This is a genomic window from Paractinoplanes deccanensis (assembly GCF_016862115.1).
Classification (GTDB): domain Bacteria; phylum Actinomycetota; class Actinomycetes; order Mycobacteriales; family Micromonosporaceae; genus Actinoplanes; species Actinoplanes deccanensis.
Genome location: NZ_BOMI01000078.1, coordinates 1 through 26,084, shown reverse-complemented (window position 1 = coordinate 26,084; position 26,084 = coordinate 1). Strand labels below are relative to the sequence as shown.

19 protein-coding genes are annotated in these 26,084 nt (G+C 71.9%); 7 read left to right on the top strand and 12 right to left on the bottom strand.

From position 1 onward, the window contains the following. Nucleotides 1–89: 89 nt before the first annotated feature. From Ade02nite_RS20565 to Ade02nite_RS20545, 5 genes are read right to left on the bottom strand one after another with little or no spacing between them, the layout of a single operon-like run. A complete protein-coding gene (locus tag Ade02nite_RS20565) occupies nt 90–866 on the bottom strand; it encodes a TIGR03936 family radical SAM-associated protein (RefSeq protein WP_203765870.1) in 777 nt (258 codons plus the stop codon). 2 nt (nt 867–868) lie between these two features. Beyond that, entirely contained in the window at nt 869–2,815 is a 1,947-nt protein-coding gene (locus Ade02nite_RS20560) for a TIGR03960 family B12-binding radical SAM protein (RefSeq protein ID WP_203765868.1), read from the bottom strand. Between the two features lie 19 nt (nt 2,816–2,834). Further along, nucleotides 2,835–3,164 carry an STAS domain-containing protein gene (locus Ade02nite_RS20555; RefSeq protein WP_239168915.1) on the bottom strand — a complete coding sequence of 110 codons (330 nt, stop codon included), beginning with the start codon at nt 3,162–3,164 and terminating at the stop codon, nt 2,835–2,837. Nucleotides 3,165–3,175: 11 nt separating this feature from the next. After that, a complete protein-coding gene (locus Ade02nite_RS20550; RefSeq protein ID WP_239168914.1) occupies nt 3,176–5,680 on the bottom strand; it encodes a SpoIIE family protein phosphatase in 2,505 nt (834 codons plus the stop codon). A 13-nt stretch (nt 5,681–5,693) separates the two neighbouring features. Next, nucleotides 5,694–6,491 carry an alpha/beta fold hydrolase gene (locus tag Ade02nite_RS20545; RefSeq protein ID WP_203765865.1) on the bottom strand — a complete coding sequence of 266 codons (798 nt, stop codon included), beginning with the start codon at nt 6,489–6,491 and terminating at the stop codon, nt 5,694–5,696. 167 nt (nt 6,492–6,658) lie between these two features. Here Ade02nite_RS20545 and Ade02nite_RS20540 point away from each other — a divergent pair, with 167 nt between their 5' ends. Beyond that, nucleotides 6,659–7,942, top strand: coding sequence for a hypothetical protein (locus Ade02nite_RS20540; protein ID WP_203765863.1), 1,284 nt, complete (start codon nt 6,659–6,661; stop codon nt 7,940–7,942). Here the strand turns inward: Ade02nite_RS20540 and Ade02nite_RS20535 are convergent. From Ade02nite_RS20535 to Ade02nite_RS20525, 3 genes are all read right to left on the bottom strand, one after another. After that, nucleotides 7,939–8,616, bottom strand: coding sequence for a lysophospholipid acyltransferase family protein (locus tag Ade02nite_RS20535; RefSeq protein ID WP_203765861.1), 678 nt, complete (start codon nt 8,614–8,616; stop codon nt 7,939–7,941). The two genes, Ade02nite_RS20540 and Ade02nite_RS20535, sit on opposite strands and share 4 nt — an antisense overlap. 154 nt (nt 8,617–8,770) lie before the next feature. After that, nucleotides 8,771–11,890 (bottom strand): isoleucine--tRNA ligase, encoded by a 3,120-nt coding sequence (gene ileS, locus Ade02nite_RS20530; RefSeq protein ID WP_203765859.1) that lies wholly within the window; start codon nt 11,888–11,890, stop codon nt 8,771–8,773. Between the two features lie 216 nt (nt 11,891–12,106). Next, entirely contained in the window at nt 12,107–13,636 is a 1,530-nt protein-coding gene (locus tag Ade02nite_RS20525) for an alkaline phosphatase D family protein (protein WP_203765851.1), read from the bottom strand. A gap of 71 nt (nt 13,637–13,707) precedes the next feature. Here Ade02nite_RS20525 and Ade02nite_RS20520 point away from each other — a divergent pair, with 71 nt between their 5' ends. Genes Ade02nite_RS20520 through Ade02nite_RS20505 form a run of 4 tightly spaced genes read left to right on the top strand, consistent with a single transcriptional unit; the run spans nt 13,708 to nt 17,283 of the window. Next, nucleotides 13,708–14,724 carry an ArsR/SmtB family transcription factor gene (locus Ade02nite_RS20520; protein WP_203765849.1) on the top strand — a complete coding sequence of 339 codons (1,017 nt, stop codon included), beginning with the start codon at nt 13,708–13,710 and terminating at the stop codon, nt 14,722–14,724. Nucleotides 14,725–14,753: 29 nt separating this feature from the next. After that, nucleotides 14,754–15,731: an ABC transporter ATP-binding protein gene (locus Ade02nite_RS20515; RefSeq protein ID WP_239168913.1), complete on the top strand. Its 978-nt coding sequence runs from the start codon at nt 14,754–14,756 to the stop codon at nt 15,729–15,731. Then, complete coding sequence (locus tag Ade02nite_RS20510; RefSeq protein WP_239168912.1) at nt 15,728–16,498, top strand: ABC transporter permease; 771 nt, start codon at nt 15,728–15,730, stop codon at nt 16,496–16,498. Before Ade02nite_RS20515 ends, Ade02nite_RS20510 begins: the two co-directional genes overlap by 4 nt. Then, nucleotides 16,498–17,283: an ABC transporter permease gene (locus Ade02nite_RS20505; protein WP_203765847.1), complete on the top strand. Its 786-nt coding sequence runs from the start codon at nt 16,498–16,500 to the stop codon at nt 17,281–17,283. The genes Ade02nite_RS20510 and Ade02nite_RS20505 overlap by 1 nt, the downstream gene beginning before the upstream one ends. A gap of 13 nt (nt 17,284–17,296) precedes the next feature. Here Ade02nite_RS20505 and ndk read toward each other — a convergent pair whose 3' ends face one another. Next, nucleotides 17,297–17,713 (bottom strand): nucleoside-diphosphate kinase, encoded by a 417-nt coding sequence (gene ndk, locus Ade02nite_RS20500; RefSeq protein ID WP_239168911.1) that lies wholly within the window; start codon nt 17,711–17,713, stop codon nt 17,297–17,299. A 209-nt stretch (nt 17,714–17,922) separates the two neighbouring features. On the opposite strand from ndk, the gene Ade02nite_RS49410 reads away from it, so the two are divergent. Further along, nucleotides 17,923–20,874, top strand: a complete 2,952-nt coding sequence (locus Ade02nite_RS49410) for a VOC family protein (RefSeq protein WP_239168910.1) — start codon at nt 17,923–17,925, stop codon at nt 20,872–20,874. A gap of 34 nt (nt 20,875–20,908) precedes the next feature. Here Ade02nite_RS49410 and Ade02nite_RS20490 read toward each other — a convergent pair whose 3' ends face one another. The 3 genes from Ade02nite_RS20490 to Ade02nite_RS20480 are packed head-to-tail and all read right to left on the bottom strand — an operon-like array spanning nt 20,909 to nt 25,238. Continuing rightward, nucleotides 20,909–21,280, bottom strand: a complete 372-nt coding sequence (locus tag Ade02nite_RS20490; RefSeq protein ID WP_203765843.1) for a DUF4233 domain-containing protein — start codon at nt 21,278–21,280, stop codon at nt 20,909–20,911. After that, on the bottom strand, nt 21,277–22,602 hold the full coding sequence (locus Ade02nite_RS20485; protein ID WP_203765841.1) for a bifunctional folylpolyglutamate synthase/dihydrofolate synthase: 1,326 nt from the start codon (nt 22,600–22,602) through the stop codon (nt 21,277–21,279). The genes Ade02nite_RS20490 and Ade02nite_RS20485 overlap by 4 nt, the downstream gene beginning before the upstream one ends. Next, nucleotides 22,599–25,238, bottom strand: coding sequence for a valine--tRNA ligase (locus Ade02nite_RS20480; RefSeq protein ID WP_203765839.1), 2,640 nt, complete (start codon nt 25,236–25,238; stop codon nt 22,599–22,601). The genes Ade02nite_RS20485 and Ade02nite_RS20480 overlap by 4 nt, the downstream gene beginning before the upstream one ends. A gap of 78 nt (nt 25,239–25,316) precedes the next feature. Here Ade02nite_RS20480 and Ade02nite_RS20475 point away from each other — a divergent pair, with 78 nt between their 5' ends. Then, nucleotides 25,317–26,021, top strand: coding sequence for a hypothetical protein (locus Ade02nite_RS20475; protein ID WP_203765831.1), 705 nt, complete (start codon nt 25,317–25,319; stop codon nt 26,019–26,021). Nucleotides 26,022–26,084: the final 63 nt, after the last annotated feature.

The following is a 26,084-nucleotide window of genomic DNA, read 5'->3' as shown; positions in this document are numbered from 1 at the left end:
TATTTCGGCCCCGCCGGGTAAGCGAACGGGCTTCCGAAGTCTGTCAACGGACACCGGCTTGCCGCCAGCGCCCTCCGATGGAGGCGTCCTTACCCAGGAAGGGCTGGTTCGCGATCCGCGTCCAACGGATCGACGATCTCCCCCTGCGCGGTGAGCATGCCCTGGGCCAGCCGGGTCACCCGCGGGGGCACCGGCGGCTCCAGGCCCGCTACCGCGCGCAGGCCGGAAAGGACGTCATCGGGACGTACGGCGGGCGTCACCTGTCGTACGACAAGGTCGATTATCGCACACGGTGCGCCGTCCGCCTCGGAAGGTAGGTCAGACTGCTGCGTCACAGCGATCCGGGTCACTGCCTGCCGGGCGTCGAAGGTGCGCCGGCCCTGCTTGGTCATGCGCTCGACCAGCACCTCGCCGGCCTCCTGGAACGCCTTGACCGCCGCCTCGGCCTCGGCTGGGTCGACCTGGGGAAGCTCCAGGCGCCAGTGTGAGGCGTCGATCCGGTCGGCCAGGCTGCCGCCGCCCTCGCGCGCGATCACGGCCTCGAGCACGTCGAGGCCCGGCGAGAGGGCCGCGTCCAGGGCCCGCCGCAGCATCTCGGGGTCGACCTCCGCCTGGAGGCCGATCTCGAGGTACTCCGCCTCGCTGCCGACGCCGGTGGGCGCGGCCGAGGCGTACGAGATCTTGGGGTGGGGGGTGAAACCCTGCGAGAAGGCGATGGGGACCCCGGCCCGGCGCAGGGCACGCTCGAACGCGCGGGCGAAGTCGCGATGTGAGGTGAAGCGCAGCGGGCCCCGTTTGGCGTAGCGGAGACGGAGGCGCTGGACGACCGGTGCCTGGCCGCCGACGGGCTGATTCTTGGGAGCCATGATCAGACCGGTACCCGCAGGGTGTTGGTGACCGGGGTCAGCGGGAGCAGCTTCTTGCCGGTGGGGCCGATCTGGATCTCGGTGTCCATGGACGGGCAGACGCCGCAGTCGAAGCACGGGGTCCAGCGGCAGTCGTCCTGCTCGTACTCGGTCAGCGAGTCCTGCCAGTCCTGCCAGAGCCAGTCCTTGTCGAGACCGGAGTCGAGGTGGTCCCAGGGCAGCACCTCGAGCTGCTCGCGCTCGCGGGTGGTGAACCAGTCGAGGTCGACGCCGTACTCGGGCAGCACCTCGGCCGCGGACTCGATCCAGCGCGCGTACGAGAAGTGCTCGCTCCAGCCGTCGAACCGGCCGCCCTTCTCCCAGACGCGGCGGATGACCGCGCCGACCCGGCGGTCGCCGCGCGAGAGCAGGCCCTCGATCAGCGACGGCTCGCCGTCGTGGTAGCGGTAGCCGATCGCGCGGCCCAGGGACCGGTCGCTGTTGATCTCTTGCTTGAGCATCTTGAGCCGGGCGTCGATCACCTCGGGGCGCTCCATCGGCGCCCACTGGAACGGTGTGTGCGGCTTGGGCACGAACCCGCCGATCGACACCGTGCAGCGGATGTCCTTGGTGCCGGCGGCCTCACGACCGGCCCGGATGACCTCGTGGGCCATCTGGGCGATCTCGAGTACGTCCTCGTCGGTCTCGGTGGGCAGGCCGCACATGAAGTAGAGCTTCACCTGCCGCCAGCCGTTGCTGTAGGCCGTGACGACCGTGCGGATCAGGTCCTCCTTGGTCACCATCTTGTTGATGACCTTGCGGATGCGCTCGGAGCCGCCCTCGGGGGCGAAGGTGAGGCCGGTGCGCCGCCCGTTGCGGGAGAGCTCCTGGGCCAGGTCGATGTTGAAGGCGTCCACCCGGGTCGACGGGAGCGACAGCGAGACGTTGGTGTCCGCGTACTGCTCGGCGAGGCCGGAGCACATGTCGCCGATCTCGGAGTGGTCGGCGGAGGAGAGCGACAGCAGGCCCACCTCGGAGAAGCCGGAGAACTCGAGGCCCTCCTTGACCATCTGGCCGACCGTGGTGATCGAGCGCTCGCGGACCGGGCGGGTGATCATGCCGGCCTGGCAGAAGCGGCAGCCGCGGGTGCAGCCGCGGAAGATCTCCACCGCGTACCGCTCGTGGACCGTCTCGGCGAGCGGGACCAGCGGCTTCTTGGGGTACGGCCAGGCGTCGAGGTCCATGGTCGTGCGCTTGGCGACGCGGAACGGCACGTCGGGCCGGTTGGGCACGACCCGCTGGATGCGGCCGTCGGGCAGGTAGTCGACGTCGTAGAAGCGCGGGACGTAGATGCTCTCGGTGCGCGCCAGGCGCAGCAGCAGCTCGTCGCGGCCGCCCGGGCGGCCCTCGTCCTTCCACTCCCGGATGATGCCGGTGATCTCGAGCACGGCCTCCTCGCCGTCGCCGAGCACGGCGGCGTCGATGAAGTCGGCGATCGGCTCCGGGTTGAAGCTGGCGTGACCGCCGGCGAGGACGATCGGGTCGTCGTCGCCACGGTCGGCGCTGTCCAGCGGGATGCCGGCCAGGTCGAGGGCGGAGAGCATGTTGGTGTAGCCGAGCTCGGTGGCGAACGAGAGGCCGAGCACGTCGAACGCCTTCACCGGGCGGTGCGCGTCGACGGTGAACTGCGGGACGCCGTGCTCCTTCATCAGCGCCTCGAGGTCGGGCCAGACCGCGTAGGTGCGCTCGGCCAGGACGTCGGGCTGCTCGTTGAGCACCTCGTAGAGGATCTGGACGCCCTGGTTGGGCAGGCCCACCTCGTACGCGTCGGGGTACATCAGCGCCCAGCGGACCGTGGTCGCGTCCCAGTCCTTGACGACGGCGCCGAGCTCGCCGCCCACGTACTGGATCGGCTTGCTGACCCGGGGCAGCAGCTGCTCGAGCTGCGGGAAGACGGAACTCACGCTCATGGGGCTCCAGGGTACGCGGTTAAACCTGAAGATCCGCCGCCGCCCGGTCGAGGTCGGTGGCCAGCACGTCCTCCCGGAAGGAGCACAGCTGCAAGGTCATCCGTGCGGCCCCGCGCTCGCCGACGACCAGCCGAGTCGGGGTCCCATGCTCGTACAGATCGCCGACCAGGGCGTCCAGCAGCCGCACGCCGGCGCTGTCGAGGAACGAGACCGTGGTCAGGTCGATGAGCACCTTGCCGGCCTGGTTGATCCGCTTGACGATCGCCCTGCCGATCTCCGGCGCGTTCGCCAGGTCGATCTCGCCGGTCAAGCTGACCAACTCGGCGTCGCCGAACCTCGAGAAGGTCACCCACTGATCCGTCACTGGTCGTCCTCTCCGCGGCGGCGCCGCATCGTGACGGTGGTGCCGTCGCTGCGGTCGAACAGCACCTGGTCCATCGACTCCCGGATGAGCTGGAGGCCGCGGCCGCGGGAGACGTCGCCGAGCGGGCCACGCCAGGTGCCCCGGTCGGTGACCCGCACCTCGACCGCGTCGTCGGTCACCGTCGCGACCACGTCGATCATGCCGAACGGGTCGTCCCGGTAGCCGTGCTCGATCGCGTTCGCCACCGCCTCGGAGCAGGCCAGCAGCACCGCGTCGCGGCACTCGGCCCCGACGCCGTGCGCCACCAGCCAGGTGCGCAGGTCGGCGCGGAGCAGCGCGATCTGCATCCGGTCGGCGCCGATCGTGCGCTCGATGCGCTCCTCGGTGCCGAGCGACAGGCACAGCATGCAGACGTCGTCCGCGTGGTCCTTGCCGACCAGGGTGTCGGCCAGCCCGGCGGCGAGACCCTGCAGCGGCGCGTCCCGCCGCCGCGCGTATTCGCGGGCGAGGATCTCGAAGCCCTTGTCGATGCTGCGGCTGCGCCGCTCGATCAGGCCGTCGGTGTAGAGCAGCATCCGGCTGCCGGCGGAGAGCCGGCGGCGGTGTTCCGTGCGGCTGAGGTTGCCGGCCCGGCTGCCGATCGGCGCCGAGCGCGCGTGCATCAGGAACTCGGGCGACCCGGCCGGCTCCTGGAGCAGCGGCGGCAGGTGGCCGGCGCAGCAGTAGGCGATCTCGCCGGTGGTGAGGTCGATCTCCGCGTAGGCCACCGTGGCCATGCGGGCCGACTCGACCCGCTCGCAGAACCGGTCCAGGCCCTCGATCAGCCGGGCCGGCCCGTCCTCGTTCGAGGCGAGGGCGCGGACCGCGCTGCGCAGCTGGCCCATCGTGGTGGCCGCGTCGATGCCCCGGCCCACCACGTCGCCGACCACCACGGCCAGCTTGTCGACGGTGATCAGGAACGCGTCGTACCAGTCGCCGCCGACCTCGAGGTCCTGCCCGGCCGCCTGGTAGAAGGTCTCGACCGCGAAGCGGTTGTCGCCGCTGGGCAGGTCGCCGGCGAGCAGGCTGCGCTGGAGCGTCCGGGCGATCTGCCGTTCCTGCTCGTAGAGCCGGGCGTTCTCGAGCGCGAGACCGGCCCGGTCGGCGAGGTCGGAGAGGAAGACCCGCTCGCCGGCGGCGTCGCGGCGGTCGGGCGCCATGCGCAGCGCCAGCGTGCCGAGGACCAGCCCGCGGGCGGTCAGCGGCAGCACCGAGCAGTCGAGCGGGTCGCCCTCGAGCGCGAAGATCGGCTCGCCGCTCGCGGCCACCTTGGCGACGCGCTTCATCAGCAGCTCGGTGTCGGGCGCCGGCGTGCCCTTGGGCTCCTCGATCGGCACGGCACCGACCTGGAGGCGCACCTCGGCCCAGTCGGCGACCTCGGGCACGAGCCGGTCGAGCAGGCGGTGGATCCTCGGCTGGAGCCGGTGCACCTCGTCGAGCGCGCCGGTGGTCTCGGCCAGGAACTTGCTGCGCTCCTCGCGGCGGCGGGCGTCGTCGTAGAGGCGGGCCCGGTCGAGCGCCTGGCCGGCCTGCTGGCCGAGCAGCCGCACCACCCGCAGCTCGCCGTCGGTGAGCTTGTGCTCGCCCTTGAAGCTGAACGCGAGCACGCCGAGCGTGACGACGCCGCCGTGCTCGTCGGTCGGGCCGGTGGTCAGCGGCAGCAGCACCACGGTGTTGCGCCCGGAGCGGCGCATCGACTCGACCAGGTCGGGGAAGTGCTGCTTGGCCTCGGTGAGCGAGGCCACCACGTGCAGGTCGCCGCGCTCGGCCACCCGGGCGACGGCCCGCGCCGAGCTGCGCGGCATGTCGTCCCAGTTGCCGGTGGTCGGGTCGGTGGAGGTCACCGCCACGATCAGATCGCGCTCGGTGTCGACCAGGTAGATGCTGCTGCTCGCCGCCCCGAAGGCGGCCTCGGGCGCGCGCACCACCGACTCGGCCACCTCGGCCTCGGTCGGCGCGGCCGCCAGGTCGGCCACTATCTGCTGAAGGACGCGCACCCGGCGCTCGGACGCCTCGGCGATGTTGCGGGCGTGCAGCAGCTCCTTCTCGTACTGCCGCCGCTCGGTCGCGTTGAAGATCATGGTCCGGATGGCGCGGGGCTGTCCGGACTCGTCGCGCCCGAGCATCGAGTTGACCAGCGTGGGCAGCTGCCGCCCGTCGGCGCAGACCACGTCGAAGGCCAGCTCGTGCACCTCGTCCTGCATGCGCAGCAGCGGGGCGTAGTGGGTCTCGTGGTAGATCTGCCCGCCGGAGCTGAGCAGGTCCCGGAACCGGCGGTGACCGACCAGCTCGCCGCGCGTGTATCCCGTCCAGGTCAGGAAGGTCTGGTTGACCCGGACGATCGTGCCGTCGGGAAGCGTGGTCAGGTACCCGCACGGCGCGTGCTCGTACAGGTCGTCCGGATCTTCGTCCCAGGGCAGGCGCAACTCTTGCGTCACGTCCGGCCCACCAGAGTCACTCACGATCCGCCGCTTCTTACAGCCAGGCCTTCATGGCGTCGATGGTCTCCTCGGGGGCGCTGAGGTTCGGGCAGTGCCCGGTGGCGTTGAGCCGCATGAGGGTGCTGTTCGGGGTGTGCTTGTGAACGTAGTCTCCCACGCAGTCCGGCGCGATCACATCGTCCGAGCATTGCAGGATCAAGGCGGGGGTACGGAGTCTGAGCAGGTCGTCGCGGTTGTCGGAGAGGAACGTGACACGCGCGAACTTCTTGGCGATGTCCGGATCGGTGCGGCAGAAGCTGTTGGTCAGCTCCTCGCCGAGCTCCGGCCGGTCGGGGTTGCCCATGATGACCGGCGCCATCGTGCTGGACCAGCCGAGGTAGTTGCTGTCGAGCGAGTCGAGCAGCGACTCGATGTCGGCGCGGTCGAACCCGCCGACGTAGTCCTCGGTGGGCTCGTTGATGTAGCGCGGTGACGGGCCGACGAGCACCAGCTTGGCGAAGCGCTCCGGTTCCTCGATCGCGGCGAGCACGCCGATCATGGCGCTCACCGAGTGGCCGACGAAGACGACGTCGCGCAGGTCGTGCTCGTGCAGGATCTCGAGAATGTCGCGGGCGTAGCCCTCGAGGGTCGAATAGCGGTCGTCATCGTAGGCCGACAAGTCGGACTTGCCGTTGCCCACGTGGTCGAAGAGGACGAGCCGATGCGTGTCCGCGAAGGCCGGAGCGACCAGGCGCCACATGTTCTGGTCGCAGCCATAGCCATGCGCGAACACCATCGGCTGACCGGTCGGGTTACCGGTCAGCGTGACGGCGTTTCTCTGTGTCGTTCTCATGTCCCGGTAACCATACGGCTCCGAAGCGTCCGGCACATCGCCCTGGTTGTCCGGCATTTGCATGCGGTTTCCAGGTTCGTTGCCCGCCGGCGGGGTGGCGAACCGCCTCTAACCTGGGACAAGACCACCTCGCCGGCGATCGGGCCGGCAGCGAAGGAGATCGACGGATGGCCGAGCAGCAGCCGGGCGACCCCACGCCGGCGGCCGCGGCGCCCGACCGGACCCGGGTCGAGGACGGCTCGGAGCCCTCCACGGTGGACGCTCCGGCGCGCTGGAGCGGAGCCGCGGCGGTGCCCCCGCCCACGCCGAGGAAGCGGTGGTGGCAGCGGCACGAGGAGCCCGAGGACGACCGGCTGGCCACGCCGGCGGTCGACCCGTGGGCCGACCACGACACCCCGGTCGACCCGTTCCCCCTGGTGCCCGAGATCCCCGAGGCGCCGCTGCCGCCGACGCGCGTCGAGACCCCGCCGCCGGCCGGGGCCGAGCCGCCCGCGCCGCCCGCCGGGGCCGAGCCGCCCGCGCCGCCGACCAGGGCCGAGCCGCCCGCGCCGCCGGCCTTCGCGAACCGCCCGCCGATCACCGCGCAGCCCCGCCCGGCGGCGAGCCCGCCGGCGCGCCCGGTCGCGAGCCCGCCGGCGCGCCCGGCCGCGAGCCCGCCGGCGCGCCCGGTCGCGCCCCCGGCAGCGGGTCCGCCGCCCGCGCGCCCGGTCACCGGCCCGCCGCGCGCTCCGCTGCCGCCCGCGCCCAAGAGCGCGAAGCAGCGCCGCCGCGACCGCAAGGCGGCCAAGCGCCAAGCCGCCCAGATTCAGGCCGCCCAGATTCAGGCCGGCCGGCGTCAGGCCGTGGCACCGCGGCCGCCGGCCGGCCCGCCCACCGGCGGCCGTGGCCCGCTGCCTGCGCCGCCACCCTGGGCGCCGCGGCAGCCGCAGCGGCCGATGCCTCCCCCGCCCCGGCGCCGGCGCCGCTGGGGCCGCCGGCTCGCGCTGCTCAGCCTGCTCGGGGTCGCCTGCTGCTGCGGCGTGCCGTTCGGCTGGTTCCGCCTCTCGGGGCAATATCCGGCGAGCGCCCGGCTGCCGGAGTCCTTCGCCGACCTCCAGCTGCGCGACACCGAGGACACCGGCGCCGGAGGTTTCGCCGGTGAATACGGCGACAGCCGCGGCAAGCGCGTCACCGTCTTCGGCGTCACCGGCTTCCGGCTCACCCCGGGCACCGACGTGCGCACCCATCTCGACCAGGTCGCCGACGAATACAAGCTCTCCGAGGTGCAAGCTTTCGACCTCGGCGAGACCGGCGCGCACGAGAGCTGCGGCGTCGGCCGCGACAACGGCGCCACCGTCGTCGTCTGCGCATGGGCCGACCACGGCAGCCTCGCCACTGTGCTGCTCACCCGCCGCTCGGTCGAGGACAGCGCCGACCTGGTCGCCCGCCTGCGCGACGCGGTGCTGAACTAGGCCGGGTCCTTCTTGGGGGCGTAACGCGGCACGTACTCCTGGCCGGTCAGCTTCTGGATCTCGACCATGACCTCGTCGGTGAGCTGGCGCAGCGACGTGCGGTCGTCGGCGCGGCCGACGGGGTCGATCGGCTTGCCGAACTTGATGGTGATGGTGCCGCCGCGGAGCACCGGCGACGGGTAGGGCTGGCCGATCGGCTGGATCTTGTCGGTGCCGAGGCAGCCGACCGGGATGATCGGCACGCCGGCCGCGATCGCCAGCCGGGCCACGCCGGTGCGGCCGCGGTAGAGCCGGCCGTCGGGCGAGCGGGTGCCCTCGGGATAGACGACGACCTGGTCACCGGCCTTGAGCACCGGGATGGCGCCGTCGAACGCGGCGAGCGCCGCCCGGCCGCCGGCCCGCTCGACGCGGATGGCGCCGAGGCCGTTGAGCAGGTTGCGGGTGAACCAGCCGCTCAGGCCGGTGCCGTCGAAGTAGTCGGATTTTGCCCAGAACGCCAGGTGCCGCGGCACCACCGCACCGAGGAAGAGCTCGTCGGCGACGGAGAGGTGGTTGCTCGCGAAGATCACTCCACCCGTCTTGGGCACGTGCTCGAGGCCCTCGACGCGTGGCCGCCAGCCGACCTTCAGCGCGTTGCCGACGGTGATTTTGCCGATCGAGTAGAGCAGCGGCAACGGGGGTTCCTCCGGGACGGGTGGTGCGAAAAAGTGGGGGGCGGCTGTGAGGGTATCGGACGTCACCCGGGAAGTCCTTGTCGATCTCGCGGGCGAGCCCGGACATTCACCGTAGAAGCGGCAAATGCCCGGGCCCGGTTGCTTGTTTCACACCCTAAGAAGCAACAGACACCGCGACGATGACCTGCTCACCGTCGCCGGCCTCACCCGCGAAGCCACCCTCGGTCACCTCGCCGAGGCTCAGCGTGGTGGCCAGCGTCTCGCCCGCGACGAAGTCCCGGTGCGCCTCGACGGCGGCCCGCACCTGCTCGGAGGCGGAGACCACCAGCGCGATGCGGTCCGAGACGTCGAGGTCCGCCTCGCGGCGGGCCTGCTGCACGACCCGGATCACGTCGCGCGCCAGGCCCTCGGCGGCCAGCTCGGGGGTCACCGCGGTGTCGAGCACGACCACGCCCGCCCCGGCCGGCAGCGGCGCCGAGTTCTCGACGTCGGAGGCGACCTGCTTCAGCTCGTACTCGCCCTCCTGGAGGGTCACCCCGGCGGCGACCGGCGCGCCGTCGACCAGCTCCCACTCGCCGGCCTTCACCGCCTTGATCACCTGCTGCACCTGCTTGCCGACGCGCGGGCCCAGGGCGCGCGGCACGACGGTCAGGACCTGTTGGCTGTACGCGGCCACGTCGCCGGTGAAGACGACGTCCTTGACGTTGACCTCGTCGGCGAGCAGGTCGGCGAAGCCCGCCAGCGCCGCCGCGTCCGCGGTGGCGACCGTGAGCGTGGCCAGCGGCAGCCGGACCCGCAGCGAGCGGGTCTTGCGCAGCGACAGCGCCGCCGAGGCGACGTCGCGGATCGCGTCCATCGAGGCGACCAGCTCGTGGTCGGCCGGCAGCGCCGCCGCCGAGGGCCAGTCGGTCAGGTGCACCGACCGGCCGCCGGTGAGGCCGCGCCAGATCTCCTCGGTGGTCAGCGGCGCGAGCGGCGCCACCACGCGGCACACCGTCTCGAGCACGGTGGCCAGGGTGTCGAACGCGTCCCGGTCGCCCTCCCAGAAGCGGTCCCGCGAGCGGCGCACGTACCAGTTGGTCAGCGCGTCGAGGTACGAGCGGACGGAGCCGGCCGCGCCGGAGATGTCGTAGTCGTCCATCTGCCGCTGCACGTCGGTGACCAGCTCGCCGGTCTTGGCGAGGATGTACCGGTCGAGCAGGTGCCGCGAGTCCGTGCGGAACGTGGCCTCGTGGCCGGACGCGTTGGCGTACAGGCTGAAGAAGTACCAGACGTTCCAGAGCGGCAGCAGCACCTGGCGGACGGAGTCCCGGATCGCCACCTCGGTGACGGCCATGTCGCCGCCGCGCAGCACGGGAGACGACATGAGCATCCAGCGCATGGCGTCCGACCCGTACGTGTCGAAGACCTTGTAGACGTCCGGGTAGTTGCGCAGTGACTTGGACATCTTGCGCCCGTCCTCGCCGAGCAGGATGCCGTGGCTCAGGCAGTTACGGAACGCCGGCCGGTCGAACAGCGCGGTGGCCAGCACGTGCATGGTGTAGAACCAGCCGCGGGTCTGCCCGATGTACTCGACGATGAAGTCGCCCGGGTAGTGGTGCTCGAACCAGTCCTTGTTCTCGAACGGGTAGTGCACCTGGGCGAACGGCATCGAGCCCGACTCGAACCAGCAGTCGAGCACCTCGGGCACCCGGCGCATCATCGACTTACCGGTCGGATCGTCGGGATTCGGGCGCACGAGATCGTCGACGTACGGCCGGTGGAGATCCTTCACGGACACGCCGAAGTCCCGTTCGAGCTCCTCGTACGAGCCGTAGACGTCCACGCGCGGATATTGCGGGTCGTCGGACTTCCACACCGGGATCGGCGATCCCCAGAACCGGTTGCGCGAGATCGACCAGTCGCGGGCGTTCGCCAGCCACTTGCCGAACGAGCCGTCCTTGATGTGCGCCGGCGTCCAGGTGATCTCCTGGTTGAGCTCGACCATGCGGTCGCGGAACTGCGTCACCGCGACGAACCACGACGAGACCGCCTTGTAGACCAGCGGGGTGTCGCAGCGCCAGCAGTGCGGGTACGAGTGCGTGTAGCCCTCGTGCCGCACGACGACGCCGCGCTCCTTGAGCTCGGCGATCACCGGCTTGTTGGCGTCGAAGACCTGCACGCCCTGCCAGGTGGGCACCAGCGAGGTGAAGCGGGTGTGGTCGTCGACGGTCACCACGGTCGGGATGCCGGCCGCGTTGCAGACGTTCTGGTCGTCCTCACCGAAGGCGGGCGCCTGGTGGACCACGCCGGTGCCGTCCTCGTCGGTCACGTAGTCGGCGGCGAGCACCTGGAACGCGTTCGGCCCGCCCGCCTCGACCAGGAAGTCGAACAGCGGCTCATACCGGCGCCCGGCCAGCTCGCTGCCGAGCACCGTGCCGACCTGCTCCCAGCCTTCGAGCTCCTTGGCGTACGCGGCCACGCGCGAGGCGCCGAGGATCAGCTTCTCGCCGTCCTTCTCCAGCACCGCGTACTCGATCGACGGGCCGACCGCGAGGGCGAGGTTGGAGGGCAGCGTCCACGGCGTGGTGGTCCACACCGCGATCTTCTCGCCGGTCTCGAGCCGGAAGGTGACGGTCAGCGCCGGGTCGGTGCGGTCGCGGTAGACGTCGTCCATCCGCGTCTCGGTGTTCGACAGCGGCGTCTCGCAGCGGAAGCAGTAGGCGAGCACGCGGAAGCCCTCGTACACCAGGCCCTTGTCGTGCAGGGTCTTGAACGCCCACATGACCGACTCCATGTAGCTGGGGTCGAGGGTCTTGTAGTCGTGGGAGAAGTCGACCCAGCGGGCCTGCCGGGTGACGTAGCGCTCCCAGTCCTTGGTGTACGCGAGCACGGAGGTGCGGCAGGCCTCGTTGAACTTGTCGATGCCGAGCTCGACGATCTGCGCCTTGGTGGTGATGCCGAGCTGCTTCTCGGCCTCGACCTCGGCGGGCAGGCCGTGGGTGTCCCAGCCGAACCGCCGCTCGACGTGCTTGCCGCGCATGGTCTGGTAGCGCGGCACCAGGTCCTTCACGTAGCCGGTGAACAGGTGCCCGTAGTGCGGGAGCCCGTTGGCGAACGGCGGCCCGTCGTAGAACACGTACTCGTTGGCGCCGTTCTCCCCGGCCGGCCGCTGGTCGACGGAGGCCTCGAAGGTCTTGTCCGCCTCCCAGTGCTCCAGGACCGCGCGCTCGACAGCGGGCAGATCGGGGCTCGCCGGGACGCCCGTGCCGTCGGTGTGCTTGGGATAGGCCATCGCTGGTGCGCTCTCCTCCAACAGTCGTCATCAGACTGCGAGGACGAGCGTGACCGCCCGCGGTACCACCTCGCTTGACGGGTTCAGCGAACCCGCCCGCTCATTTCTGGTGCCCGGTTCTAGTGAGGCCCGCAGGCCCGTTCTTCCGGAGGCTCCCCGGTGATGGCCGGATCGTTGCCCGTGTGCGAGACAACGATACCGGCCCTCACCCCATTCCTACGAACGCATTGCCTCCAGGGTGGTGGACCAGAGAACCTTCCCGTCACGGTCACGCAGGTTCACCGTGAACGCGCCGGTCCGGCCGTCGATCTCCACCTCGCCGAAGTGCTGGAAACCGGAGGCCGGCGACGTGTTCGCCGCGGGCGGGGCGTTGACGAAGACCGCCCGCGGGCCGAACGTGCCGTCCAGCGCGTTCGGGCCGAAGGCGCCCGCGTGCGCCGGGCCGGAGACGAACTCCCAGAACGGCGTGAAGTCCTGGACCGCCGCGCGCGCCGGGTCGTAGTGGTGCGCGGCGGTGTAGTGCACGTCAGCGGTGAGGAAGACGATGCCGGTCACGCCGTGCCGGTGCGCGTCCCGCAGCACCTGGGCGAACTCGAGCTCGCGGCCCCGGGGCGCGCCCGGGTCGCCCTGCGCGACACCCTCCTGCGCGGCCGCGCCGTCCGGCACCACGAGGCCGAGCGGCAGGTCGTTGGCGATCACCTTCCAGGTCGCGCGCGACTCGCGCAGCCCGCGGATCAGCCAGTCCCGCTGCTTCGCGCCGAGCAGGCCGCGCTTCGGGTCCGCGTACGTGTTGCCGTCGTTGACGTCCTTGAGGGTGCGCATGTCGAGCACGAAGATGTCGAGCAGCGGCCCGTACGAGATCTTGCGGTACACCGGGCCCTCGGCGAAGGGCGTCGGGATCCACTCGTGGTACGCCTGCCGCGCCCGCGCGGCGAGCACGTCCACCCGCTTCTCGGTGTAGCGGGCGTCGTCGAGGATCTCCCCCGGATACCAGTTGTTGGTGACCTCGTGGTCGTCCCACTGGTTGATCTGGGGCACCTCGGCGGCGAAGGTCTTGTACGCCTTGTCGAGCAGGTTGTACGCGTACTGCCCGCGGTACTCGTCCAGCGTCTCGGCGACCTTGAGCTTCTCCTCGGTGACCACGTTGCGCCACACGCGCCCGTCCGGCAGCGTCACGGTCTCCGGGAGCGGACCGTCCGCGTACACGGTGTCGCCGCTGTGCAGCAGGAAGTCCGGCCGGCGGCGGCGCATCGACTCGAAGATCTTCAGGCCGCCGTACGCGGGGTCGATGCCCCAGCCCTGGCCGACGACGTCGCCGGTCCAGACGAACCGGATGTCCTCGCGGCGCACCGGCGCCGTGCTGAAGGTGCCGGTCAGCGGGGCGCTGAACAGGCCCGGACGCTCCAGGCTCTCGGCGCGCACCCGATAGTGCAGCCGGCCGCCGGCGGGCAGGTTGCCGAGCCGCAGCTTACCGGTGAAGCCGGTCTCGGGCGTGACGACCGGGCCGCGGACCACCCGGGAGCCGCGGAAGTCGGGCCGGCGGCTGACCTGCACCCACAGCCGCCCGGGCCGGTCGGCGCGGCTCCAGACGATCGCCGAGCCGGAGGTGGCGTCGCCGCTCTGGATGCCGTGGGTGAGGACCGGGCGGGTGCCGGCCGAGGAGAACGCGGGCGCTTCGAGGAGCACGCCCGCCACACCACCGGCGACGCCGGCGCGCAACAGGTTCCGTCGGGACACATACGTCATGACCACGATGTGACCACGATGCCTGTCGATCGGACATGGCGCGCGGGTGGCCGTTCCCTAAAATCCTGTGTGTGATCCGCATCGAGATCGATGAACCGACCCTGGCCCGCACCCGGATCGCGATCAGCCCGCTGACCGAGGCGACCGTGAGCCTCTACCTGCTCCAGCGCAACCCCGAGGTGGTGCCCTGGCCGTACGACGGCTGGGCCCGCCGAGCGCGGGAGATCCTGCGGACCGACCCGGCCACCGCCCCCGCGACGCTGCACATGCGGCTGCCGTCGGTGTCGCCGGACTTCCTCTCGCCGCTGCCCACGTCGCCGCTGCCGACCATCGAGGAGCAGCTCGACGAGCTGCGCGACACCCCGGACGACGTGATCGACTTCCAGCTCGCCAAGCACTACCCGGACGGCGACCTGCCCGAGATCATGCGGCCGTTCCGGGACGACCGGCGGGCGGCGCTGGCCCGGCTCGCCGACGGCATGCAGGCGTACTGGGACGCCGCGATCGCGCCGTACTGGCCGGCGATGCGGGCCGCGCTCGACGAGGAGGTGCTGCTGCGCGCCCGGGCGCTGGCCGCCGACGGCCCCGACGCGCTGCTCGCCCAGCTGCACGAGCGGATCCGCTGGGAGCGGCCGGTGCTCACCCTGATCAAGCCGCTCGACCAGGAGATGGAGGCGGTCGACCAGCGCCTGCTGCTGGTTCCGCTGATCTTCTCGCGGGGCGCGCTGATGTGCTCCGGCGACCATCCCGAGATCGTGATGGTGACCTACCAGTCGCGCGGCGCCGCCGTGCTCGCGGACGGCCCGCCGCGGCCCGCCGGTCAGCCGGCCGACCGCCTCGCCGTGCTGCTCGGCCGCGGCCGGGCCTCGATCCTGCGCGCGCTGACCGTGCCGGCCACCACCACGGGCCTCGCCACCGCGCTGGGCCTCGCGCCGAGCACGGTGTCCGAGCACCTCTCGGGCCTCCAGGCCGCCGGGGTGGTGCACCGCCGCCGGGCCGGCCGCCGCGTCCTCTACGGCCTCGAGCCCGCCGGGGTGGCGCTCGTCAACCTCCTCGGGGATTCGGCCCGGACCGAATTCGTTTCCTAGACCGCCGCCGCTTCCCTACCGTCTCGCGCATGGGGAGCGACTACGCCATCGAGGCGGACGACTTACGCCGGACCTACCGGGCGCGCACGGGCTGGCTGCGGCCCAAGCGCACGGAGGTCGAGGCGGTCCGCGGTGTGACCTTCACGGTCGGCCGCGGCGAGCTGTTCGGCCTGCTCGGGCCGAACGGCGCCGGCAAGACCACCACCATCAAGATGCTCAACACCCTGCTCATCCCCACCTCGGGCACGGCGCGGGTGTGCGGCCACGACGTGGTCGAGCAGACCAAGGAGGTACGCCGGCGCATCGGCTACGTCTTCGGCGGCGACCGCGGGCTGTACGACCGCCTCTCCGCCCTGGACAACCTGCGGTACTTCGCCGAGCTGTACGGCGTCGCGCCGCGCGAGCAGAAGCGCCGCATCGCCGAGCTGCTCGAGCTGGTGGGCCTCGCCGGGCGCGAGCGCGAGCGGGTCGAGGGCTACTCGCGCGGCATGCGCCAGCGGCTGCACATCGCCCGGGGCCTGCTGCACTCCCCCGACGTGCTCTTCCTCGACGAGCCGTCGATCGGCGTCGACCCGGTCGCCGCCCGCGAGCTGCGCCGCACGGTCGGCGATCTCGCGGCGACGGGCACGACAGTGCTGCTGACCACGCACTACATGGCCGAGGCGGACGAGCTCTGCGACCGCATCGCGGTCATCGCGGACGGCGAGATCCAGGCGCTCGGCACCCCGGCCGAGCTGCGCCGCCGCGCCGACGGGCTGCGGGTCGTCGAGGTGGAGGCGTACGGCGTTCCGGAGACCGCCGTCGACGCGTTGCGCGGCCTTCCCGGCGTACGGGAAACGGCAGTGGAAGTGAAAGGCGCCCTCCAGCTGCTGACCGTGCACTCGGACGCGCACGTCGACGTGCAGGGCGACGTGCTGCGCGAGCTGGCCGGCATCCGCCTCGGCCGGGTGAACAGCCGCGAGCCCACCCTCGAGGACGCCTACGTCGCGATCGTGAGCACGGCATGAGGACGCTGCGGCTGCTGACCGTCGGCACGCTGCTGCACGCCAAGCAGATCAGCCGGTCCCCGTTCGAGGTGGCGATCGCCCTGGTCGTGCCGGTCGTGCAGGCCACCCTGGCGGTCTACCTGTTCCGCTCCGGCGGCGAGCAGCACCGCCTGCTCGAGGCCGCGGTCGGCGCCGGCGTGATGGGCGTCTGGTCGTCGGTGCTCTTCGGCTCCGGCGGCGCGATCCAGAACCAGCGCTGGCAGGGCACCCTGGAGATGATCATGCTGGCGCCACGCCGCCCGGCCCTGGTGATCCTGCCGATCACCATCGCCACCGGCGTCACCGGCACCTATGCGCTGCTCGCCACCCTGGTCTGGGGCAGGGTGCTGTACGGGATCCGCCTCGACTTCGCGCACCCGGTCGCCTTCGTCGTGGCCGCCGTGGTGTGCGTGATCGGGCTCGGCATGTTCGGCCTGCTGCTGGCCTCGACCTTCGTGCTCATGCGCAACGCCAACGCGCTCGCGAACACGCTCGAATACCCGGTCTGGCTGATCTCCGGCATGCTCGTGCCGATCACCGTGCTGCCCGCGTGGACCACGCCGATCGCGGCGATCCTGCCGACCACGTGGGGCGCCCGGGCGCTGCGCGAGGCGACCAGCGGCGGGCCGGTGTGGCCGTCGATCCTGCTCTGCCTCGGCATCAGCCTCGTCTGCCTGGTGATCGGGGCCCTCACCTTGACCCATGTCGAACGCCGCGCCCGCGCGGCCGCAACCCTGGCGCTGGCGTGATGAAGACTCTGCGATTGATGACGGTGGGCGGGACGATCGCCTACCGGGCCCTGTTCAACTGGACGACGCCGGGCATGTTCGTCGGCACACTGCTGGTGGGGCCGCTGTTCCAGCTGCTCTTCTTCGCCTATCTGGGCCGGCAGTTGCAGGTGGCGGACGACCGGTTCTACATCGTCGGCAACGCGGTGCTGACCGCGTCGCTGGCCTGCGTCTTCGGCGGCACCATGGCGGTCGCGAACGAGCGGCGCTTCGGCACCCTCGGGCACGTGCTGCTCTCGCCGCGCAGCCGCACGGCGATCTTCTGGGGGCGCGTGCTCCCGTACGCGGGAAACGGTCTGCTCATCGCCGTGGTGACCCTGTCGGCGGGTGCGCTGCTGCTCGGGCTGCGCATCCCCGTCCCGGCGCTGCCCGGACTGCTGGTCGCGATGGCGGCCGGCTCGCTCGCCTGCGGCTTCTTCGGGCTCACGCTCGGCGCCCTGGGCCTGCGGTTTCGCGACGTCTGGGTGGTCTCGAACGTCTCGGTGGCCCTGTTGCTGCTGCTCACCGGGGTGAACGTGCCCGCCTCGGGCCTGCCCGGCTGGATGGTGACCGTGGGCCAGTGGCTGCCGATCACGCACGCCGCCGAGGCCGCCCGGCAGATCGCCGCCGGGGCGGGATTCGCCGCGGCCGCGCCCGCGCTGGGCCGGGAACTGCTGGTCGGCGCCCTCTACGCGGCCGCGGCCGTGGTCCTGCTCAAGGTCTTCGAGGTCGAGTCGCGCCGGAAGGCGTCGCTCGACACGCTCTGACGCTGGGGAAACCCTAACGCTGGGGGAACCAGAGGTCGATCTCGCGCTTGGCGCTCTCGGGCGAGTCGGACGCGTGCACCAGATTTTCCCGGTTGGAGAGCGCGAAATCGCCCCGGATCGTGCCGGCGGCCGCCTTGCGGCCGTCGGTCGAGCCGATCATGGCCCGGACCACCTCGATCGCCTCGTCGCCGCTCAGGATCAGCGCAACCAGCGGGCCCGAGGTCATGAACTCCTTGAGCGGCGGGTAGAACGGCTTGTCCACGTGGTCGGCGTAGTGCTGGTCGGCGAGCGCCGCATCCATCGTGCGCAACTCCAGCGCCTCGACGACCAGGCCCTTACGCTCGAAGCGGGAGAGCACCTCGCCGAGCAGTCCGCGACGGACGGCGTCGGGCTTGATGAGCACGAGCGAACGCTCGGTGTTGCTGGACACGGTGTTTCTCCGTTCTGACTGCGCGACTTCACCAACTGCGCGACACGCGGGGAGGTTCAGCCTATCGGTACCGGGAATCCGGCAAGCGCCAACGCCGGACCTGCCGCACTTTCCCTCCGGTGGCGGCGGGCAATAACCTGACCGTAACGAGCGGGAGGTCCACATTGGCAAACCAGACCGGCCGTCCGATCGCACCGGCACGGAAGCTGGTGGCGGCGGTATCGGGAACGATCGCGGTCTTCGTGGTCGCGCTGGGTTTCGGCATGTCGAGCCTGGGCGTGGTCATCTTCGGCGTGGTCCTGCTCGCGCTCTCGGTCGCGCTCGGCTCCGTCAACGTGGTGCGGCGTGGCGCCCGCGCCTGGGTGAGCGGCACGGCCGAGGTCCGCTCGATCTCCCCGCCGCCCACCTCCGCAGCGGTCTACGGGCGCGCCCGCATCCTCGCGGTCGTGGTGGCGCCCGGCCTCCCCACCTCCGAGGTGGAGATCAACGAGTCGAAGGTCCCGGTCGTCAAGTGGCCCGCGCCCGGCGACACGCTGCCGATCACGGTCGACGTCGACGACATGCGCCGCGTCCGCATCAACTGGGACGAGGCGATCCCCCGCGAGCACGGCGAGGATCCGCCGCCGCCCCCACCCGAGTACGACGAGTTCGACAACGAGTCGGACCTCGACTCCGACCTGCTCGACGACGTGGAGCCCCCGCCGTGGGTGACCCGCGACCGCCAGTGGGGCCGCGGCCCCGAGGAGCCGCCACCCCCGCCGCCCCCGTCGGCGTCGCCGCCCCAGCCCGGCCTGGACGACGGCACGGTGGTGGTCCGCGACACCCCCGCCGGCCCGGTCGTCGAGGGCGAGTTCGTCGACCACGACGACACCCCCCAGACCCTGCCCCGCCGGGCCCCCAAGGCCGCCACCGGCGCCGAGAGCCCGACCGTCGCCGCCACCGCGGGCGCCGCGGCCGCCGGCATGGGCACGGCAGCCTCGACCCCCGGCACCCGCCGCCCCAGCCCGCACCCCCGGGGCGCGGGCTCCGCGACGGCCACCGCCGAGCCCACCACGGTCACCGCGCCGCCCCCGCAGCGCGAGCCCCACCCCGACGACCTCCTGGCCACCGACATCCCCCTCGACGAGCCGGCCGACCAGCCCCAGCAGCCCCGCCGCCCCGAGCCGGTCCCGACCTCCACGGCACCGCACCCGTCACCGGTCGGCTCCTTCCCGACGGCGCCACCCCCGTCGACCCCGCCACCCACGGCACCAGCACCGTCGACCCCACCTCCGGCCCCGGCCGACGACGAGATCGACCTGCCCCTCGACGCCGACCCCGACCCGGCCCCCGAGACCACCCCCCACGCCGCGGCCGCCGTCGAGGACGACCTGATCGCCCCACCACCCCCGTCGTCCACCCGCTTCGTCTCCAACGCGGCCCACGACGCCACCACCGCGGCCTCCGCCACCACCTCCGCCACCTCGGCCGCTGCCGACGGGGACTCGGCCGCTGCCAACCTGGGCTCGGCCGATGAGGCCGCGCGGGACGCCGCGGCCGCGCCGCGGACGGCCGGCGACGACCTCCCGCCCGAGCAGCGCGTGGCGGCTGTGCCGTGGGAGCCCGAACCGTCCTCTTCCGGCCGGGATGAGGCACCCTTGGCCGACCAGGCCGGCGCCGCGCCCGCCGACGAGTCGAGGGAAACCGCCTCCGGGACCGGCTCACCGCCCCGGCCGCAGGAGGCCCAGCCCGTCTCAACGGCCGATTCGGAGACCGCCTCGCCACCTCGGCCGCAAGACGCCGAGGCCGCCCAGCCCGTTTCCGAGGCCCAGCCCGCTTCCGCGACCCAGCCCGCTTCCGACGCCCAGCCCGCTTCCGCGGCCCAGCCGGTCTCTGCGGCCCATTCCGGCGGGCAGGAGCACTCTCAGGCGAAGCATGGCCTGATCGCCACCGCCGTGGGCGCTGTGGCCGCTGCCGCCGTCGCCGCCGTCAAAAAGGCCGGCAAGCAGGACCGCGACGAACCACCCACCGACGACATACCCGCGGGCTCGGCGGCGATCCCGGACCAACCGGCGGCACGCCCTCCGGCTCCCGCCGCAGCAGCTGCCACGGCCGTCCCAGCGGCCGACGAGCCCCCGGCCGGCAACGGCCCGGCCATAGCGGAAGCCGACGCCGACAACGCCGCCCGGCCACCGGCTCCCGCCGCTGCCGCCGCCTTCTCGGTGACCGAGCGAGCCTCGGCCCCCCAGCCCTCTGCCGCCGACACCGGGCACCCCACGGCCAAGCCTGCCGACGACACCCAGGCCCAGCACCCCACGCCCACGCCTGCCGACGACACCCAGGCCCAGCACCCCACGGCCGCACCTGCGGACGACACCCCGGCCTCGCACCCCACGGCCACACCTGCCGACGACACCCCGGCTTTCGCCCACATCCCCGCAGAGGACGCCGACGCCCCCATAAAGGACGCTGACGCCACCGCAGAGGACGCCGACGCCACCGCGGGTGCAGCGCCCCCCTCAGCTCATGCCGCGGCTTCGGCGGGAGAATCCCCGGCTGCCGGTGGCGCCGCGGCCTGGCCGGTCCGGGAAGCCTCGGCCGCCGCTGAAGAAGAGATCGCGGCTCCGCGGCCGAGCGCTCCCACTCCGGCCGCCGCGGCTCTGGCGGCTGCTGCCGCCGCTGCTGCGGCCGCTGGGCCGGCTTCGGGGGGCGACAAGAATCCGTGGGCCGACTTCGCCGGCAGCCGTGAGCCCGACGAGAGCACGGCCGAGGTGATCACCGCTTATCCGAGTGCCCGGCCGGGGCCGGCCGGGGCGATACACGGTGTGGGGATCACCGTGCTGGTGACCGATCTGGCCCGGTCCATCGCGTTCTACCGGGACACCCTCGGGTTCTACGAGATCGACAGCGGCGAGGGCAGCGCCGTGCTGGCCTCCGGCGACACCCGGCTGGTGCTGCGCACGGTGCACGGCCTGTCCGCCGAGGCCGGCCGCCTGATCTACCTGAATCTTGAGGTGGGCGACGTCGAGGCGGTCTACGAGGAGTTGCGGGCGAAGGGCGTCGAGTTCGTCCACGCCCCGCGCCCGGTCAACCGGGGCGACCGGCTGGAGCTCTGGTCGGCGTCGTTCCGCGACCCCGACGACCACAACATCGCCATCACCCAGTGGCGGGCCATCCACTGAGCCACTGAGCCGAGGAACGCTGAGGCCGGTCCGGTCAGAGCAGGCCGGGCCGGCCCAGGATGGTGCGGCGGACGCTGAGCGCGTAGACCCAGGCGGCGCCGAAGATGAGGCCGAGGACGGCCAGCGAGTAGTGGAAGAAGCCGCTGGCCAGGAGCAGGACCTGGAGGACCAGGCCCGCCGGCCAGGCCCAGGAGCGCTTCATCATGCCCGACAGCACGATCGCCGCCACGGCCAGGCCGACCACCGACGCGATACCCAGCCCGCTCAGGTGGCCGCCCATGATGCGGATCGGCTGGATCGCCAGCAGCAGCACGATCGCCTCCATGACGAGCGTGCCGGCGCCCATGCCGCGTACCGCCGCCTGGGGGTTCTTGAGACCGGACCGGGGCTGTTCGGGTGGCGTCATCGCTTCAGCAGCTTCCTCGCGTCCGCGACCGTGACCACCGAGCCGGTGATGATCACGCCGACGCCGCTGAGCTCGCCGGACGTGTCCTCCTCGGCCAGGACCACGGCCTCCTCGATGGCGTCCGGCATGCTCTGCGCGACCGTCACCCTGTCCTCGCCGAAGATGCCCGCTGCCACCTGGGCCAGCTCGGTCACCGGCATCGACCTCGGCGAGCTGTTCTGCGTCACCACGATGCGCGCCGCCACCGGCTCGAGCAGGTCGAGCAGGCCCGACACGTCCTTGTCGGCGAGGACCGCCACCACCGCGACCAGGTGGCGGAACGAGAACTCCTCCTCGAGCGCGCTCACCGTCGCCGCCATGCCGTGCGGGTTGTGCGCCCCGTCCAGCAGGATCGTCGGCGCGCTGCGCACCCGCTCGAGCCGGCCCGGCGAGTCGACCTGGGCGAAGCCCTCGCGGATCAGGTCGGCCTCGAGCTGCTTGCCCTTGCCGGCGCCGAGGAACGCCTCGACCGCGGCGAGCGCCATCGCCGCGTTCTGCGCCTGGTGCGCGCCGAACAGCGGCAGGAAGATCTCGTCGTACACGCCGCCGAGCCCCTGCAGGGTGAGCAGCTGCCCGCCGACCGCCTGGGTCCGCTCGATCACGCCGAACTCGCTGCCCTCGCGGGCCAGCGTCGCGCCCATCTCGGCGCAGCGCTCGAGGATCGGCCGCATGGCCTCCTCGGTCTGCACGGCGCTGATCACCGTGGCGCCCTTGTGGATGATGCCGGCCTTGGCCCAGGCGATGTCCTCGATGGTGTCGCCGAGCCATTCGGTGTGGTCGAGCCCGATCGGCGTCATCACGCAGACCCCGGCGTCGATCACGTTGGTCGCGTCCTCCTCGCCGCCCAGGCCGACCTCGACCACCGCGATGTCGACGGGCGCGTCGGCGAACGCCGCGTAGGCCATCGCCGTCGTGATGTCGAAGTAGGTCAGCGGTTCCGAGTTGCGCGCGTCGATCAGGTCGGCGAGAGGAGCCACTTCGTCGTACGTCGTGGCGAGCCGCTCCTCGGAGATCGGCTCGCCGTCGAGGCTGATCCGCTCGCGGACGGTCTCGAGGTGCGGGCTGGTGTAGCGGCCCGTGTGCAGCCCGTGTGCCCGGAGCAGCGCGTCGATCATGCGAGCCGTGCTGGTCTTGCCGTTCGTGCCGGTCAGGTGGATCGCCGGGTAGGCGCGCTGAGGGCTGCCCAGCACGTCCATGAGGTCCCGGATCTTCTGCATGTCGAACGCCATGCGGGTGAAGCCGCGCTGGTCGAGCGCGGCCTCCACCTCTTCGTACGTGCTCATGATGTAGGCAACGCTTGCAGAGCGGCGGCAATTCGCGTGAGGTCCGCCTCAGCGGTCGCCAGCCTGTCTTTGATCTTGGCGACGACCTGTTCGGGCGCCTTGCTCACGAACGACTCGTTGCCGAGCTTGGCCCGGCACTGCGCCGCTTCCTTCTCGGCGGCCGCGCGGTCCTTCTCGAGCCGGGCTCGCTCCGCCGCCACGTCGATCGCCCCGCGCGTGTCCAGGTCGACCGTGATCGCGCCGGACACCGCGAGCGTCGCCGTCGCGGTGAAGTCGGCCGCCGGCGGGTCGAGCCGGGCCAGCGAGCGGATCAGCGGCTCGTGCGTGTCGATGCCGACGTTGCCCAGGCCGGTGAGCGCCGCGCTGACCCGCTGGCTCGGCTTGAGCCCCTGGTCGGAGCGGAACCGCCGGACCTCGGTGACCACCTTTTGCAGGGCGGCCAGCTCCTCCTCGGCGGCGTCGTCGACGAGCGCCGGGTCGGCGACCGGCCACGACGCCCGCATCACCGTCTCGCCACCGGTCAGCGCGATCCACAGCTCCTCGGTGACGAACGGGATGACCGGGTGCAGCAGGCGCAGCAGCTGGTCGAGCACGTGCCCGAGGACGCGCCGGCTCCGGTCCGCCTCGGGGCCCGCGGCGCCGAGGACGGGCTTGCTGAGCTCGACGTACCAGTCGCAGACGTCGTCCCACGCGAAGTGGTAGAGCGTGTCGCAGACCTTCGCGTACTCGTACGTCTCGAAGTACTGGTCGACCTCGCCGATCACGTGCTGGAGGCGCGACAGGATCCACTTGTCGATCGCCGACAGCTCCGCCGGCTCGGGCAGCGGGCCCTGGACGGTCGCGCCGTTCATCAGGGCGAAGCGGGTCGCGTTCCACAGCTTGTTGCAGAAGTTGCGCGAGCCCTGGCACCACTCCTCGCTGATCGGCACGTCGGAGCCGGGGTTGGCGCCGCGGGCCAGCGTGAAGCGGGTGGCGTCGGCGCCGTACCGCTCGATCCAGTCGAGCGGGTCGACCACGTTGCCGAACGACTTCGACATCTTCTTGCCGTGGCCGTCGCGCACCATGCCGTGCAGGTTGACCACGTCGAACGGCTGTTGGCCGTCCATCGCGTAGAGGCCGAACATCATCATCCGGGCGACCCAGAAGAACAGGATGTCGTAGCCGGTGACGAGCACGCTGGTCGGGTAGAACTTCTCGAGCTCGGCCGTCTGCTCCGGCCACCCCATGGTCGAGAACGGCCACAGCGCCGAGGAGAACCACGTGTCGAGCACGTCCTCGTCCTGCTTCCAGCCCTCGCCGGTCGGCGCCTCGTCGTCGGGCCCGACGCAGACGACCTCGCCGGCCGGCCCGTACCAGACCGGGATGCGGTGTCCCCACCACAGCTGACGCGAGATGCACCAGTCGTGCATGTTGTCGACCCAGGCGAAGTAGCGCTTGGCCAGCTCGGCGGGCTCGATGGTGACCCGGCCGTCGCGCACGGCGTCGCCGGCCGCCTTGGCCAGCGGGCCGGTGTTGACGAACCACTGGAGCGACAGCCTCGGCTCGACGGTGGTCTTGCAGCGCGAGCAGTGTCCCACCGAGTGCAGGTAGGGACGCTTCTCGGCGACGATGCGGCCCTCCTCGCGCAGCGCGTCGACGATGGCGGGGCGTGCTTCGTACCGGTCGAGGCCCTCGAACGGCCCCGGCACGGTGACGACCGCGCGCTCGTCCATGATCGTGAGGCTGGGCAGGTTGTGCCGCTGGCCGATCTCGAAGTCGTTCGGGTCGTGGGCCGGCGTCACCTTGACGGCGCCGGTGCCGAACGAGGGGTCGACGTGCTCGTCGGCGACGATCGGGATGCGCCGGCCGGTGAGCGGCAGCTTCACCTCGGTGCCGACCATGTGCTTGTAGCGCTCGTCGTCGGGGTGTACCGCCACGGCGGTGTCGCCCAGCATCGTCTCGGCGCGGGTGGTGGCGACCACGATCGAGTGGTCACCGTCGCCGTACCGGATGGAGACGAGCTCGCCCTCGTCGTCGGTGTGCTCCACCTCGATGTCGCTGAGCGCGGTGAGGCAGCGCGGGCACCAGTTGATGATCCGGTTGGCCCGGTAGATGAGCCCGTCCTCGTACAGCCGCTTGAAGATCGTCTGGACGGCCCGCGAGAGGCCCTCGTCCATGGTGAACCGCTCGCGGGTCCAGTCGACGGAGTCGCCGAGCCGGCGCATCTGGCCGAGGATGGCGCCGCCGGACTGCGCCTTCCACTCCCACACCTTTTCCACGAACTTCTCGCGGCCGAGGTCGTGCCGGGACAGCTGCTGCGAGGCGAGCTGGCGCTCCACGACGTTCTGCGTGGCGATGCCGGCGTGGTCCATGCCGGGCAGCCAGAGCACCTCGTATCCGCGCATGCGCTTGAGGCGCGCGAGCGTGTCCTGGATGGTGTGGTCGAGCGCGTGCCCGACGTGCAGCGAGCCGGTGACGTTGGGCGGCGGGATGACGATGGAGAACGGCGGCTTGTCGCTCTTGGGGTCCGCGGTGAAGTAGCCCTCCGATACCCACTTCTCGTACCGCCGCTGCTCTACCTCACCCGGCTGGTACTGGGCTGAGAGGCCACCCGTGGGCCGGCTGTCGGGGGTGCGGGTCTCGGTCGCATCGGTCACCCGACAAGTCTACGGATGTCGCATGGCATCGCCGAATTCGCACCACCCACGAACGACCGGGGTTGCTACGCTCGCCGAATGTCCGCATCCGGCCCCGCCGAGTCCCGCCCCAGCGACATCGGCACCGCCGAGTCCCGCCCGATCGACATCGGCACCGTCGACCGTCCCGAGCCGGCCTTCGCCGACGATCTCCCTCCGGGCGAGGAGGCCGCCGACGAGAAGTCGCGCCGTCGCGTGCCGGCCCGGCGCATAGCCCTGGGGGTCGTGCTGGCGGTGGGCCTCGCGGGGGCGGTCGCTTTCGGCCGTACGGGGTGGCAGATCTACACCCAGAAGGACGCGACCCTCTCGGCGCCCGCCCAGATCGGCGGCCTCACCCTGGACGACAGCGCCTCGGGACAGGAGACGGCCGAGTACCTGCGGACCGCGCTCGCCGCCGAGGTCGAGCTCGACAAGGCGGTCGGCGCCGTCTACCGGGACACCGCGGGCAAGAACGTCCTGTTTCTCGGCGGCACGAACCTCTTCTGGACGCCCTCCGACGACCTCGACACCGCCTTCGGCCTGATCTCCGACAACGAGGGCGCCGTCACCGGCCTGCACGACGTGGACGCCGGTCCTCTCGGCGGCACGATGAAGTGCGGCAACACCAAGACCGAGGACGGCGCTCTGACGGTCTGCGGCTGGGCCGACCACGGCAGCCTCGCCATGGCGATGTTCCCCGACCGCACCGAGCCCGAGGCCGCGACGCTCTTCCGCGAGATCCGCTCCACCGCCCAGACCCGCTGAATTTCCGCCGGCCCGTTCATCGGGCCGGCGGATCTTTTATGGTGCAGCCCGAATACGCCCCGG

What these genes read in the sequence shown, in the direction of transcription:
- Ade02nite_RS20490 (WP_203765843.1), bottom strand. Translation starts at nt 21,280, where the DNA reads ATGACGCCACCCGAACAGCCCCGGTCCGGTCTCAAGAACCCCCAGGCG.
- Ade02nite_RS20505 (WP_203765847.1), top strand. Translation starts at nt 16,498, where the DNA reads ATGAAGACTCTGCGATTGATGACGGTGGGCGGGACGATCGCCTACCGG.
- Ade02nite_RS20475 (WP_203765831.1), top strand. Translation starts at nt 25,317, where the DNA reads ATGTCCGCATCCGGCCCCGCCGAGTCCCGCCCCAGCGACATCGGCACC.
- Ade02nite_RS20515 (WP_239168913.1), top strand. Translation starts at nt 14,754, where the DNA reads ATGGGGAGCGACTACGCCATCGAGGCGGACGACTTACGCCGGACCTAC.
- Ade02nite_RS20525 (WP_203765851.1), bottom strand. Translation starts at nt 13,636, where the DNA reads ATGACGTATGTGTCCCGACGGAACCTGTTGCGCGCCGGCGTCGCCGGT.
- Ade02nite_RS20565 (WP_203765870.1), bottom strand. Translation starts at nt 866, where the DNA reads ATGGCTCCCAAGAATCAGCCCGTCGGCGGCCAGGCACCGGTCGTCCAG.
- Ade02nite_RS20510 (WP_239168912.1), top strand. Translation starts at nt 15,728, where the DNA reads ATGAGGACGCTGCGGCTGCTGACCGTCGGCACGCTGCTGCACGCCAAG.
- Ade02nite_RS20540 (WP_203765863.1), top strand. Translation starts at nt 6,659, where the DNA reads ATGGCCGAGCAGCAGCCGGGCGACCCCACGCCGGCGGCCGCGGCGCCC.
- ileS (WP_203765859.1), bottom strand. Translation starts at nt 11,890, where the DNA reads ATGGCCTATCCCAAGCACACCGACGGCACGGGCGTCCCGGCGAGCCCC.
- Ade02nite_RS20560 (WP_203765868.1), bottom strand. Translation starts at nt 2,815, where the DNA reads ATGAGCGTGAGTTCCGTCTTCCCGCAGCTCGAGCAGCTGCTGCCCCGG.
- Ade02nite_RS20545 (WP_203765865.1), bottom strand. Translation starts at nt 6,491, where the DNA reads ATGAGAACGACACAGAGAAACGCCGTCACGCTGACCGGTAACCCGACC.
- Ade02nite_RS20485 (WP_203765841.1), bottom strand. Translation starts at nt 22,602, where the DNA reads ATGAGCACGTACGAAGAGGTGGAGGCCGCGCTCGACCAGCGCGGCTTC.